The sequence below is a fragment of the Nocardia sp. NPDC052254 genome (assembly GCF_040679495.1).
GTDB lineage: Bacteria > Actinomycetota > Actinomycetes > Mycobacteriales > Mycobacteriaceae > Nocardia.
The window spans coordinates 272115-285104 of the sequence record NZ_JBFAUW010000007.1 but is presented as its reverse complement, the minus strand read 5'-3'; the positions used below and the strand labels follow the sequence as shown (position 1 = coordinate 285104).

Here is a 12990-nt window from a genome sequence, read left to right as displayed (position 1 = left end):
CCCGCATCATCAAATTTCATGCGGCAGAACTTGTTTCGTCATTCGGTTTTCCGGAAACTCTCACTTCCGATGCGCACCGCCGGGGGCCGCATCACCACAGGACACGCAGCGCCCGAGATATTTCGATCTCTTGAAGAAATCGCTGCGGACAGGATTCGCACACCAGAATCGGACACGTACTCCGGACATCCGAGCGAGAGCTCACCGAGAGAGGACAAGATGCAACGTCGAATCACCGGCAGCCGTCTCCGTCATCGCATTCCCTTCGGCCGCGCGGCACTGGGACTGACGATCGCCGCCGCGGCCGTCGCACTCGTGCCCGGCACCGCGGCCCAGGCCGATCCGGGCGCGGTGTATTTCGGGACGTCCGGCGGCACCAACTGCGTTCTGCACGACGACGGCAGCTTCGCGTGTGGTTTCGGCCATTCCTACAGCCCGCCCATGGTGACGATGAAGGTCGCGGGCGCGAATATCCCGATTCCGTTCGGGGTCAACCAGGTTGCCTACGATCGGTCGTTCCCCGCGACCCACCCGGCATTCGGTTCGGCGAGTGCGTACACCCTGCCCGGCGGCAACCCGGACATCTCCGCTGTCGCCACCTCACAGGGGACGTGGGGACCGGTCGTCGAGTACGGCGGCACCACATGTGAGACCGGCTTCCACGGCAGCTTCAGCTGCACCTCGCAGGGCCACTCCTTCAGCACCTGGATGAGCAACCTCAGTATGGGCTGATCCGTGCCCGGTCGCGGATGAGCGGAACAGACTCATCCGCGACCGGTGACCATGAATATCAGCGGGAAATCGTCACGTCGGCACCACTGAACAGCAGGTCCGGCTGCCGCACGGGATACGTTGCGGGCAGTTGGCGCGCGGTCGGAGCCAGCTCGGCCAGGCGGGCCAGGAATACCTCGACCGCTGCGGTCGCCAGCTGCCGGCCCGGGCAGATATGTGCGCCGAAGCCGAATGTCAGCGGCATCTTTCCGCCGCCGCCCAGCTCCAGTGGATCCCCGAACGCCTCGGGATCGCGATTCGCCGCGGCGAACAACACCAGGATCTGTCCCTTCGGCAGCCTCGTACCGCCGGACAGGTCCACCGGACGGTCGGCACGCCGCTTCCACGCCACCAGCCCCGGGTCCAGTTGCAGGATCTTCGCCGCCACCTGCGCCGACTGCCGTGGATCGGTCAGTGATTTCCACCAGAGCCGATCGGGATCGGCGAGCATCCGCTGCACGCCCTGCTGAATGGTGCCGCTGATGGTGTGCACACCGGCGGCCAGCGAGTTGGCCATCGCCGCCACCGCGACGCGCTCGGGAATACCGCGTTCGCGCAGGTGCCGCGCGAAGTCCGGCGCTCCCCCGGACGCACGCGCGGCCACCACAGACCGCTTGCTCGCCGCGAACAGGCGTCCGAGCCCGGCGACCGCATCGGCCAGTTCCCGCCCGCGCATACGCCTTCCCAGCAGCCCGGACTGCGCTCCGCTCCACCGCTGGAGCTGCGGCCACAGCTCCGGCGGTATACCGACGGCCGATCCGGTGACCCGGGCGGCGTAGGCGACCGACATCGCCGTGACATCGAGTTGCGCGCCGGCGCCCACCTCGCGCATCGCCGCCCGGACGTGCTCGGCGAGTTCGTCCAGCCGGTCGGCCCGCGCGGATGCGGGAATCGTGAAGTACCCGTCCCGCCCGGCCATGGTGTCCCAGACCTGCTTGTGCATCGCTGTATCACTGCAGTTCGCGGTGGCCGCGGCGGGTAACGGGATCAGATCACGCACCAGATGCGGGATCGCCCGCGCAGTCGCGGCGATCCGGGGAAACCCGACCAGTGGGTCCAGGGCGTTGGCATTGGAGATCCCCGGGGTCGTGGCGGCCAGGACCTCCTTCACATCGCGGTATTTCCAGATCATGTAGAGCCCGGAAGAATGCGCGAAGCCCGACTCGGGCAGGCGGTGCAATGCCCGGTAACGCAGATCGCGCTCGGCGTAGGTCATCTCGTTCGCGGTACGCACGGCCAGGGGAAACGGCTCGGTCATCGGGACGGTCACAACAGTTCGCGCGCCACCTGCGCATGCAGTTCCAGTAGCTCCGGAATCTGTTCGGCGGGGCGGCGGCCGAATCCGCATTCGGTGGCGATACCGAAGTCGCGCACGACCGAACGCGCGGCCGCGATGCGGCGGCGCGCACCGTCCACGCCGTCGGTGGCATGGACGAGTCCCAGATACAGGCGCGTCGATTCCGGCAGTCGCAGCTCGGCCAGTGGTGCGAAGTACTCGTGATCGTCCCGCGAGCGGGGTACCGGCATGTGCACCCAGTCGATGGCCCGGGTCAACCCCGCCTGCACAGCCGTGATCACCGCGACCATCCGACCGGTGTCGGCGGGTTCGGCGAAATGCCGATGCCCGAAATCGCCGTAGCACAGGTGATACCCGAGTTCCACCCCGCCGGGGACCGCCGCGCCCAGACGGATCAGCCGCGTGACGATCTGCGCGAATTTCGTCTCTGGATCGGCACCGAACCACGAGGGGAAGATGCCCTCGAAGAGGGCGAACTCGACCGGGCAATCCCACTGCACCGCCAGGTCGGCGATCGGGATCTCGGCGACGATCCGGTCCAGTTCCGCCAGCAGGGCCAGCTCGTATCGCTGCTCGAGAATGTCCTGCGGATCACCGACGAACGCGCCGACCACCGAGATGGGGCTGGGCAGGCAGACCTGGAACCGCACATCCCGGTCGATGTCGCCCCGCTCGCGCAGATCGGCGAAGATCCGCCAGGACTTCAGTGCGGCCTCCGCGTAGCCGAGCGCACCGAAATCTATCGAGCTGGGATCCACACCCGGTGCGGGACGGACCCGTTCGCTGGGCCCGTATTCCGGGCTCGGCGGCGGCACCATCTCCAGGTCGGGGTGGGCACCCATTCGCGGTAACTGCCAGACCGTGAAGTTGTCACGTTCACCGGTCTCCCCATCGGGAATGCGGGCGAGCCAAGGCCCGATCCGCCGGGCGGACTCGGTGAGAACCGACTCCGCGTCCGCCAGCGGCACACTGCCGCACAGATGTACATCGCCCCGTGGCATTGCGAACTCCTCGCACTTCGCCGGGCCGTGTTCGAACGCGGTATTCGCGGGTCACGGCGGCGGCTCATCAACGCGAAGAGAGTAGATCCGCGTGCCGTCGACGCGTTCCCACGCGCGAGAACCCGCAGCGAATCGCGCTCAACGACTCGTATCGGCGTTGCCGGCCTTCCATTCCGCCCACGGAATGTTCCAGTCACCGAGCCCGTCGACACCCGAGAGCGTTTCGCCCACGGTGTTCTTCACGATCGCGATATCGCCGCGTTTGGCGTTCTCGTACACCCAGCGCGCGTCCTCGGGACTGAGGTTCAGACATCCGTGGCTGGTGTTCGAATAGCCTTGCTGTCCGACCGACCATGGCGCGGAATGCATGAAGATCCCGCTGTAGGACATGCGTGTCGCCCAATCCACCGGCGTCCGGTAGCCGCTGGGACCGGTCGCGGACACCCCGTAGGTCGACGAATCCATGATCATGTGATCGAACTGGTCACCGATGATGTAGATCCCGTTCTGGGTGGGTGTCGAATCCTTGCCCATCGAGGTCGGCATCGACCGGATCACCTGGCCGTTGCGTTCGACCGTCACCGTCTTGGTGTTGTCGTCGGCGGTGAATATGGTCGGTTCACCGACGGTGAAGGCCGAGTGGATGTCGCTGTCGCCGATCACACCGCCACCCAGATCCCGGCCGTAGGTGTTCACGTCGACCGTCACCTTGGTGCCCGGCGCCCAGAAATTCTCGGGGCGCCACCGCACCTCGCGATTGTTGACCCAGTAGAAGGCCCCCTCCACGGCCGGCGTCGTGGTGATCTTGATGGCATCCTGTACGGCCCGCCGGTCGGGAATGTTCTCGTCGAACTGCACGGCCACCGGCTGCCCGATGCCGACCATCGCGTCCTCCGCGGGCAACAGCCACGGGTGGGTGCGCACGCGCGGTGACAACGTGGTGAAAGTGGTTGTGACCGAGGAGGTGCCGCTCAACCCGACCGCATCGGCCTGCAGCCGGTAGGTACGCCCGAAGCCCAGCTGCTCGGTGAGCTCCCACGAGGTACCGTCCGGCGCGATCCGGCCCGGCACGGGATTGCCGTCGGGGGTGAGCAACGTCACCGCCGTCAGCAGACCGCCGTCCACCCGGACCGGGAACCGATCACCCGGCGACACACCGGCCGCGCCGTCGGCGACCGGCATCACGAGTTTCGGCTTCGCCATCTCGATCACCGAGTTGGACTGGATGGCCGGCCCGTCGCCGGTCGCGCCCGAAGTACTGCATCCGGTGGCCGCGAGCATCGACAACGCGCCCAGCCAACCTGCTACCAGCTTCCACTGCCGACCTCGACGTTCACCCATGACGAACCCCGTTTCATGCCTCATACGCAGCCGGGAAACCCGGCCACTCCGCTAAACCCACCACGCATGCGGGAATCGGTTGAGACCACGCCCACCCATTCTGTCAGGTGGAAGGTTCCGAACCGGGTAAACACGACGAGCCGCCCCGCACACTCTGTCCGTTTCATCCCTTCGAGACCTCGATCCGTTACCACTTACACCTACACCTCGAACTATCTCCTAACCAGGCGATTTCACTTTCCGACCACCCAACTGTTATGGTTTCTCCCGCACCGGAACGGAGCCTGCAGGCCCGATCCGGATGTCCAAGCGCCATTAGCTCAATTGGCAGAGCAGCTGACTCTTAATCAGCGGGTTCGGGGTTCGAGTCCCTGATGGCGCACCTATCTTGACCAGCAGTTATACCTCATACAAACCTTCAAGTAGCACTCGACGTGCCGACAAAACTGCCGACAGCAGGGTTCGCGTCAGAGGTAGCTGCAGCTGACAGATGGCGAAAAGCGGTCTGATCTGCGCGTTCTTCTCGATTCTCTGCCCCGGCCAGCTGCAGCCCAGTTGCATGGCACTGGTCACATATCCAATCAATGGTTCCACCTTCGGGACACATGGCGCACACCGTTCCAATGCCCCAGCTGTACCGACCATGCGCCCGCAACCACACTGGCATCCCCGGAAAAACTTTGCGCCACAACAGAATCACCGTCAGAGCCAGTAGTTCACCGTCCTGATTGCGGCCTCCCGCTCCGAATCGACCGCTTCGAGCATGCCGGCCCGGCCATGCCCGACATCACCCACCGGCGTTCGGCATGACCGAACCACACGGATCGATCCCGTGGGTAGCGAGGCGGCTCGTCACCCGCGGGCCGCGTTCGCCGGGCTCGACCGGATGGCGCACCGGGCCGGGGCGGCAACGGATGTCGTTCTCAGCGTTCTCACAGCGGACCGATGTGAGTCTGGTGACGTGCAGCAAACGACTCGATGGGCAGTCGGTGCCGCGGATCCGAGGCACCAGGCTCCCGAGCCGGCTCCGGCCCACGGATCACGCCTGCGAGAGGTCGTCGGCAGCTGAAGCCACCCGACACCGATCGATACCAGAACGCGTGCCCCGGTGTGTGAACAACGGTAACCGGAGCACGCCAGGCCCGTTACCGATCGCGGCCGGATACGGAGGCATACAGGCTTTCCTCGAATCAGGTGAGAAATAGTTCCGACATCGACCGAGAATCTTCGTCATTCACATTTTCGAGGCTCGATGATTCGCACACGATGAATGGGCATCTCTCGATTTTTCGCGCTGCCCGACATCGCGGACATGCTCTGAGATACCTTGCGCCAGTTGCTATTTCAAAAATGATCTTGATTTTTACACCTTCCCATCGATGGGACGCGAGTCGTGGAATATGCGCGTACGCCGGGTTAGCTTTTGTCGCGATGAGGGTTACGAGACGACAGTTCTCCCCAGTTCCGCGTCTCGGCATGTCGGTTTTGTTCCTGCAAATGCTCGAAGGGACCTCGAATGCGGTTGTACCTTCTTTCCCTCAACCCCACCGATTCCGTATATGAAGGGTTTCTGCCCGCCGCTCGGCGGCTGGGCCTCGACGTGGTCATCCTGACCGATTGCCCCGGACCACATCTGGCGCGATGGCCGGAATCGACGGTGGTGCGGTCGCGCGTTCGTGACCCCGAGGCCGTCCTCGCCACCCTCGAAGACCTCCCTCCCGCACAGGCGATCTTCTCCAACAGCGACCATCTCCAAGCGTGCGCGGCGCGGGTAGCCGCTCAGCTCGGATTGCCGGGCAAAGACTTTCGCGTCGCGCAGCGGGTGAAGGACAAGGCGGCAATGCGGCGGCAGCTGCGGCACGCCGGGCTCGACGAGGTCTGGGCTCATGAGCTGGCGGCCGACGAGGATCCGTCCACACTCGCCGCGCTCGAGTTGCCGACGGAGTGTGTGATCAAGCCTCGTGAGGGCGTCGCGAGCGAAGATGTCTTCCTGGTCGACAGCCCATCCGATGCGATGCTGCGCTGCAAGGAGATTCGGCAACGACGTCCCGGGGCCGCGCTGGTGCTGGAGGAGTATCTCGACGGACCGCTGTACACGATGGAGACCTTGGGCGACGGTTCGAACCGGACCGTCCTCGGTGGATTCGCCACCACGCTGTCGCCACCGCCACATTTCGTCGAGTTGCAGCACACTTTCGTCGCCGCACATCCCGATCCGTTCCGCACCCAGGTGCTGGAACAGCTCGATGCGCTCGGCATCGGATTCGGTTGCTGCCACACCGAATTCGTCGTGTCCGATGGGCGCGCAAGGCTGATCGAGGTCAACTACCGGGCGATCGGCGACCAGTGCGATCTGGTGCTCGATCGCGTGCTCGACACCGCGGTCTTCGAGCAGATCCTCCGTATCCACCTGGGCGAATCACTGCCGACCGGCTACCGGCCCAGCCCGGTCGCCACAGCCCGCGTCGACCATGTGTGCGCCCCGCACTCCGGCGAGCTCGTCGCCGCGCCGATCTCGACCGACACCATGGTCGGCGATGTCGAGCTGAGCTATCGGGCACTGCGCGATATCGGTGTGCGACAAGATATTTCGCATACGAACCGAGACCACATCGGCGTCCTGCGAACCGTGGGCCCGGACAGCGCCGAGGTCGATCGCGCCGCCGACCGGTTCCTGGCGGCCCAGACGTGGGCGGTGACGCGATGACCGGGGTGGACGAGCACGAACAGCAGCTGGTGTCCCGGGTCCTGGCCGCGTTCCTGCGCGAAGACGTGGTCGGCCTGCGTAGCCGCGGCCGCGTGGTGCACCGCTCCGACGGACACTGGCTGGGCCTCGACGGCGACGACACCGTCCTCGTTCCGGTGACCGCCGACGGGTTCCTCTGCGAGGTCACAGCGCGAGAACCACTGTTGCTCAGCGGTTCCGGCTCCCGAGAGGTGCGCACCCTCACCGAGATCATCTCCGCGATCGCGAGGTTCGCCGATCCGCGTGACCGCGCGGGGTTCGTGCGCTTCGCCGAGGAGAGTGCGCGGTCGCTCGTGGCGCGGCGACTACATGCCGGTACCTGGGACCAGCTGGTGACCGATCTCCGTCACAGCTACGGCGGGCGCACCGCCGGCTGGACCGGTTTGGGTGCCGGAACGGCCTTCGACGCTCTCGCCGCGCGCCACGATCACCCGGTCTACCCGACCTCCCGCGGTCGCCGGGGATTCGACGAAACACAACTACGCGCCTACGCGCCGGAGTTCCATCCCCGCTTCACCCTGCGGTGGCTGGCCGTCCCGCGCACGGCGACCACCATCGCCGCCGCGGCCGACCAGGCACCTTACTGGCCGAGCCCGGCGGCGATGGGGCTTGCCGGACGCGCGGGCAGCCACGTGCTGCTCCCGGTCCATCCCCTCACGGTCGGGGCCCCACTGGAAATGGCGTTGCGCGAGTGCGGGCTGGCCGACGAGTGCGTACTCGCCGAATCCTCCTACCTCGAGGTGATCCCGACGTTGTCCATGCGGACCGTCGCCATCGCCGACGATCCCACCGAGCACGTGAAACTCCCGTTGGCCACCGCGACGCTGGGCGAGCGCAACGTCCGCAGCATCAAGCCACGAACGTTGGCCGACGGCGCCCGGACCCATCGGCTCCTGCTGCGGGTGCTGCGACTCGAACCTGCTCTCGCCACGAGGATTCTGCTCGCCGACGAGTCCGCCTATCTGCACGCCGAGCACGACATGCTCGCGGTGCTGCGGCGCCGATACCCCTCGGGGCTCGGGGACGCCGTGGTGGTGCCGATGGCGGCGTTGCTCGCCGACGCCGCCGAGGGTGGCCGCGTGATCGATCACCTGGCGGGCGAGTTCTTCCACGGTTCGCCGACCGCGTTGTTCGACTCCTGGATCACGCTGCTGTTCGACTGGCAGACAACACTGTTCGGTTACGGCATCGCACTCGAGTCACACCAGCAGAACATCTCGGTGGTCCTGGACCACCACCGCGGGGTCACACGGCTACGGCTGCTGCTGAAGGACAACGACACACCCCGGGTGAATACCGCACGGCTCGCCGCCCGCCTCGGTGCCACACCCCCGGTATTCGACGACCCGCGCATAGCGGTCGGCGACGATCGCGCGCTGACCGATCTGTTCACCACCATCACCGTGCACCTGTGCGCCGGCAGCTACGCGTTCGAGCTGAGTCGACTCGGATACGGTTCTCGGACAACACTTCTGGCGCTCGTTCGGCATCGGCTAGAACAGGCCGTCGTGCGGTTGACTCCTTCCGACGCTGCCCGGTTGCGCACCGATGTGCTCGAGCCGAAGACCCTGCCCATCAAGGCCATGGTGAGCGCGGGGACGTTGTTCGACAAACACCGGCACGGCGTGGTCGATGTGAACAAGCACTACCTCGACGGCCCGAACTACCTGCGTTGGAAGGGAAGTTCGCAGTGACCGCCACCCTGTCGCCCACGCGGTCATCGCGCCGGTTCGGACGGCGGGAGATCTACGCGGTCACCGGATGCTATTTCGTCGCGTCCTTCGCCGCACTGGGCCTGCCGCCGTATTTCACCGAAATCCTTCCCGCACTGGGTGATCCGACAGGCCGCTGGGCCGGACTGCTCTACATCGTGCCCTCGGTGTTCGCGGGGCTCGGCGCGCCGCTGTGGGGGCGGCTGGCCGACCGGTACGGGCGCAAACCGATTTTGCTGCGCGCTCAACTCGGCCTCGCCGGCGCGTTCGTCCTCGCCGGTCTCGCCGATTCGCTGCCGGTGTTCGCGGTGGCGCTGGTGCTGCAAGGGGTGTTCGGCGGAACCTACGCCGCGTCCAGCGGCTACCTGGGCGCGGGGCTACACGGGCCCGACCTGGCCCGTGCGTTGATCGTCCTGCAGGGCAGCGCCCGAGCGGCGCTGGTCGTCGCACCGATCGCCGTCGGCGCGCTCACGCACTGGCAGCAACCACACCACCAGTACCTACTACTCGCAGCGCTGCCGCTGGCCGCGGCCGTGCTGGTCGCCATGCTTCCCGAGCCCACACGATCGGAGCACGAGTCCGACTCCGGCAGCGCCGCAGTGCACAACCGCACGGCGCACGGTTCGCGTCGCGTCCTGTTCGCGGTCGAGTTCGCGTTCGTCTTCACCACCGTCGTGTCATTTCCCTATTTCGTCTCGTTGCTCTCCGAGCGCGTGCCGGGGCTCCCGGCGATCCTGGTCGGATCCCTGTTCGCGCTGCCGCATCTGATCTACCTGCTGTCGTCGCTGGCGGTGCACCGGCTGTCCGGTGACCCGTGGCCGTTGATCGTGACGGGATTCGCGGTCCTGGCCGCGGCACTGGCGATGCACGCGGTCGCCGGCTCGCTCCCGGTGTTCGTCGCGGCCCGAATACTGCTGGGAGCCGGTCTCACCCTGGTCCTGGTAGGCCGCACCGTACTGGCCGCCGACTGCGCGGCGGGACGTGCCGCGGGCGGCATGTTCGGCGCGCTGGAGTTCTTCACCAAGGCCGGCGCCGTCGCCGCCGGTCTGGCGGCCACAGCCGCTGTAGCGCATTTCGGTCCGGCCGCGGCGCCGCTGTGCGGCGCCGCCGGAGCGGTCATCGTCCTCATTGTCATTGTGATCCGGCGTCTTTCGCGCCAGATGGAGTCTGATCATGTCACCACGTCGTGACCCTGCCCCCACGACCGGCACCCTGCCGGCCGCCTTGCCCACCGCCGACGACATCGTCACCCACACCCTGCTCAACTGCCTGCTGCGGGAGGTGTCGGGCCCCGAGCACCAGGCCCGCGTCCTCGACGACCATCTGCTGCTGCGACTCCCGCGCCGCGACGTCCTGCTGCGGGTGCGGCTGCGGCGCGTCTCGATGGTCGGCGCACACCGTTTCACCGGTCCCGTGTCCACACGCACGCGCGCCGGATGGGTCGAGGTGAGCTGGGAACAGCTGGCCGAGTACGTCCACACCGAGCTGACGCTGTACACCGGCGTCGGCAACGACGAGTTCCTCGACCAAGTCGCCTCGACCCACCGCACGACGACCATCGCCCTGCGGTCCCACGCCACACGCACCGCCGAGCCGGCGCCGGACTACCTGGCCTCGGAACAATCCCTGCTGTTCGGACACCGCTACCACCCCACACCGAAGGCCCGCAGCGGCGCACCGGAATCCTGGCAGCGCTACTCGCCGGAGACCGCGAGCGAGTTCGGCCTGCGCCTGCTGGCCGTGCGCTCGCACCTGATCGCCGAGGAAACAGCGGACCCCGCGGCCTGCGCGGCCCTCGACGACCTGTACCCGCAGGTCCCGCACGGCTACCGGTTGCTTCCCGCCCATCCCTGGCAGTTCGAGATGCTGCGCACCGACCTCGAGCACGCGATCGATCGCGGCGACATCGTCGACCTCGGCGTCGGGCCGGTGAGTCACGCGGCCACCGCGTCGGTGCGCACACTCTACGACGGCCGCCATTTCCTGAAATTCAGCCTCAACATCCGCATCACCAACTGCGTACGCAAGAACGCCGCCTACGAATTGGCCGGTGCCGTCGCACTGACCCGCATCCTGGCACCCGCCCTTGCCGACCTCCGCCGGCGGTTCCCCGCCGCGGTCGTCCTGCGCGAACCCGCCTACCGCAGCCTCGCCCTGCCGGGCCCGGACGGCACCATCGACCAGTCGCTGCTCGAAGGATTCGGCGTGATCATCCGTGATGGACTGGATACCACGCTCCTGCCCGGGACGACGCCGCTGCTCGCCGCGGCGATAGCCGACGAGTACCCCACCAGCGCCGCCCAGGTGTCGCGACTGCTCGCCGACAACCGTCCCGAGACGGCGCTACGCTGGTGGACCGACTACCTGCGCTTGCTCGTACCTCCGGTACTGGCCGCCTTTTTCGACCACGGGATGGTGCTGGAACCACACCTGCAGAACGTCGTCGTCGCCGTCGACAGCGCCGGGATGCCCGCGCAGATCTTCCTCCGCGACCTCGAGGGCACGAAACTGCTCGCGGACCACCACGGCGACGCCCTGGCACGCACCCGCCCCGATGTCGCGGCCCGGATGACCTACTCGCGCTACGACGGCTGGAACCGTGTCGTGTACTGCCTGGTGGTCAACCATCTGTCCGAGATGGCCGCCGCCCTCGCCGACGTCCACCCACATCTCGAGTCCGCCCTGTGGGACGCCACGCACACCGTGCTGTCGGACTGCGCCGACACCCACGGGTGCCCGCCGCGCATGGCCGCGCTGCTGGCCGGAGTTCCCTTGCCCGCCAAGGCCAATCTGCTCACCCGCTGGGAACGCAAGGCCGACCGCGACGCCGGATACGTGCGCATCCCCTCTCCCTGGGCGCCGCGACAGACCGAACGTCACACCACCGAGCATCCGCGGCAGGAGGTTGCGCGATGACCCCGCCGACACGAGCAGTCACCGAACGACTGGCCGAACTCCGGTCCGCCGACCTGCCGGCCTATCTCTACGACCTCACCGCCCTGCGTGAGCACGTGGCATGGATACGGTCGGTCCTTCCCGACACCGTCGAGATGTACTACGCCGCGAAGGCAAATCCCGAACCCGCGATCCTGACCACACTGCACGGCATCGTCGACGGATTCGAGGTCTCCTCGGGCGGTAAACTGACCCACGTCGCCGCCGCCGTACCCACCGCGCCCCTCGCATTCGGCGGGCCCGGCAAGACCGCTCACGAACTCACCGCAGCCATCCACCACGGCGTCCACCGCATCCACGTCGAAAGCGAACACGAACTACGCGTACTCGCGGCGCTCGCCGCCGCGCGGTCACGGCCGATCGATGTTCTGCTGCGCGTGAACCTGCCCGTCGCCGATACGGCGGCGGCCGGTAGCGCGCTCGCGATGGGCGGGCGCGCAACACCATTCGGCATGTCTCCGCAACAAGCCCACTCCTGCGCGGCCGCCCTCACCGCCGGGCAGTTCCCCCACCTACGCTGGCGCGGCGTCCACGCCCACCTCGCCAGCGGACTCGACGCAGACGATCTGGTCGAACTCACCGCATCGATCGTGGAGTGGGCCCGAGCGCTGGCCCGCACCTGCCAGACCGACCTCGCCGAAGTCAACGTCGGCGGCGGCATGAACGTCGACTACGCCCCGGACGCACCGACTTTCGACTGGAAGACCTACAGCGCGGGCCTCGCCCGGCTCACCCGAGCCTCGCCCGCGACCCTGCTACGGATCGAGCCGGGACGCGCCCTGACCGCCTATTGCGGCTGGTACGCCACCGACGTACTCGACGTGAAAACCAGCCACGGCACCGACTTCGCCATTGTCCGCGGCGGTACCCACCACCTGCGGACACCGGCGGCCAGAGCACACAGCCAGCCGTTCAGCCACATCCCTGTCGAATCCTGGCCACACGACTCCCCTCGCCCAGCCTGCTCGGGCGGCCCGCTGACCGTCACCGGCCAACTCTGCACACCGAAGGACATCCTCGCCCACACCCACACCGCGGCCACAGTGCGCGCGGGGGACCGCCTCGTCTTCGGACGCGCCGGCGCTTACGCCTGGAACATCTCCCACCACGATTTCCTCATGCACCCCGCACCGACCTTTCATCACCTCGACCGACCATGACGCACAA

The 12990-nt window shown here is 67.1% G+C and carries 9 protein-coding genes and 1 tRNA gene; 7 read left to right on the top strand and 3 right to left on the bottom strand.

Annotated elements, in window-relative coordinates:
* Nucleotides 1–219 precede the first annotated feature (219 nt).
* Nucleotides 220–732 carry a hypothetical protein gene (locus tag AB0L57_RS20095; protein WP_364964119.1) on the top strand — a complete coding sequence of 171 codons (513 nt, stop codon included), beginning with the start codon at nucleotides 220–222 and terminating at the stop codon, nucleotides 730–732.
* A 58-nt stretch (nucleotides 733–790) separates the two neighbouring features.
* Here the strand turns inward: AB0L57_RS20095 and AB0L57_RS20090 are convergent, their stop codons facing one another.
* The 3 genes from AB0L57_RS20090 to AB0L57_RS20080 form a co-directional block, all read right to left on the bottom strand.
* Complete coding sequence (locus AB0L57_RS20090; RefSeq protein ID WP_364964116.1) at nucleotides 791–2041, bottom strand: hypothetical protein; 1251 nt, start codon at nucleotides 2039–2041, stop codon at nucleotides 791–793.
* Nucleotides 2038–3069 carry a hypothetical protein gene (locus AB0L57_RS20085; protein ID WP_364964114.1) on the bottom strand — a complete coding sequence of 344 codons (1032 nt, stop codon included), beginning with the start codon at nucleotides 3067–3069 and terminating at the stop codon, nucleotides 2038–2040. Before AB0L57_RS20085 ends, AB0L57_RS20090 begins: the two co-directional genes overlap by 4 nt.
* A gap of 138 nt (nucleotides 3070–3207) precedes the next feature.
* Complete coding sequence (locus AB0L57_RS20080) at nucleotides 3208–4410, bottom strand: Ig-like domain-containing protein (protein WP_364964112.1); 1203 nt, start codon at nucleotides 4408–4410, stop codon at nucleotides 3208–3210.
* 309 nt (nucleotides 4411–4719) lie between these two features.
* Between AB0L57_RS20080 and AB0L57_RS20075 the strand changes: the two genes are divergently transcribed.
* From AB0L57_RS20075 to AB0L57_RS20050, 6 genes are all read left to right on the top strand, one after another.
* Nucleotides 4720–4792 (top strand) — tRNA-Lys (locus AB0L57_RS20075).
* A 1134-nt stretch (nucleotides 4793–5926) separates the two neighbouring features.
* A complete protein-coding gene (locus AB0L57_RS20070; protein WP_364964109.1) occupies nucleotides 5927–7117 on the top strand; it encodes an ATP-grasp domain-containing protein in 1191 nt (396 codons plus the stop codon).
* Entirely contained in the window at nucleotides 7114–8850 is a 1737-nt protein-coding gene (locus AB0L57_RS20065) for an IucA/IucC family protein (RefSeq protein WP_364964106.1), read from the top strand. The genes AB0L57_RS20070 and AB0L57_RS20065 overlap by 4 nt, the downstream gene beginning before the upstream one ends.
* Nucleotides 8847–10058, top strand: a complete 1212-nt coding sequence (locus tag AB0L57_RS20060) for an MFS transporter (RefSeq protein WP_364964103.1) — start codon at nucleotides 8847–8849, stop codon at nucleotides 10056–10058. The genes AB0L57_RS20065 and AB0L57_RS20060 overlap by 4 nt, the downstream gene beginning before the upstream one ends.
* Nucleotides 10042–11784 (top strand): IucA/IucC family protein, encoded by a 1743-nt coding sequence (locus AB0L57_RS20055; RefSeq protein ID WP_364964100.1) that lies wholly within the window; start codon nucleotides 10042–10044, stop codon nucleotides 11782–11784. Before AB0L57_RS20060 ends, AB0L57_RS20055 begins: the two co-directional genes overlap by 17 nt.
* Nucleotides 11781–12983, top strand: a complete 1203-nt coding sequence (locus tag AB0L57_RS20050; RefSeq protein WP_364964098.1) for a type III PLP-dependent enzyme — start codon at nucleotides 11781–11783, stop codon at nucleotides 12981–12983. Before AB0L57_RS20055 ends, AB0L57_RS20050 begins: the two co-directional genes overlap by 4 nt.
* Nucleotides 12984–12990 lie beyond the last annotated feature (7 nt).

What these genes read in the sequence shown, in the direction of transcription:
- AB0L57_RS20050 (WP_364964098.1), top strand. Translation starts at nt 11,781, where the DNA reads ATGACCCCGCCGACACGAGCAGTCACCGAACGACTGGCCGAACTCCGG.
- AB0L57_RS20055 (WP_364964100.1), top strand. Translation starts at nt 10,042, where the DNA reads ATGTCACCACGTCGTGACCCTGCCCCCACGACCGGCACCCTGCCGGCC.
- AB0L57_RS20070 (WP_364964109.1), top strand. Translation starts at nt 5,927, where the DNA reads ATGCGGTTGTACCTTCTTTCCCTCAACCCCACCGATTCCGTATATGAA.
- AB0L57_RS20085 (WP_364964114.1), bottom strand. Translation starts at nt 3,069, where the DNA reads ATGCCACGGGGCGATGTACATCTGTGCGGCAGTGTGCCGCTGGCGGAC.
- AB0L57_RS20065 (WP_364964106.1), top strand. Translation starts at nt 7,114, where the DNA reads ATGACCGGGGTGGACGAGCACGAACAGCAGCTGGTGTCCCGGGTCCTG.
- AB0L57_RS20095 (WP_364964119.1), top strand. Translation starts at nt 220, where the DNA reads ATGCAACGTCGAATCACCGGCAGCCGTCTCCGTCATCGCATTCCCTTC.
- AB0L57_RS20080 (WP_364964112.1), bottom strand. Translation starts at nt 4,410, where the DNA reads ATGGGTGAACGTCGAGGTCGGCAGTGGAAGCTGGTAGCAGGTTGGCTG.